Source organism: Neisseria sp. P0001.S005, from assembly GCF_051963715.1.
On record NZ_JBQCTZ010000838.1, the window covers coordinates 1 to 341 of the forward strand.

Sequence of the window (341 nt, forward strand, 5' to 3'; positions counted from 1 at the left end):
ATATTCGGTCGTCTTAAAATAGGTACCGTAAACGGTTTTCTCAAAAAAAAGCACCCTGATTCGTTTGGAATCTAGGTGCTTTCTTTTTCATAAGTGCCTTACACTTTAGCAGCGGCAGCAACTTCGGCTGCGTAGTCAACAACGGCTTTCTCGATACCGTCGCCTACTTTGTAGCGTACGAAGCTAACCACTTCAGTGCCGTTTTCTTTAGCGAATTGGGCAACAGTTTGGTCAGGGTTCATCACGAATGCTTGGCCGTTCAGAGTGATTTCAGCCAAGAATTTGCGGATACGGCCTTCAACCATTTTAGCGGCGATGTCGGCAGGTTTGCCGGAAGCGAT

1 pseudogene is annotated in these 341 nt (G+C 46.9%); it reads right to left on the minus strand.

Annotation, left to right across the window (positions count from 1 at the left end):
• Window positions 1-98: 98 nt before the first annotated feature.
• A pseudogene (locus tag ACTHSP_RS23125) lies at window positions 99-341 on the minus strand (translation elongation factor Ts); the annotation flags it as partial.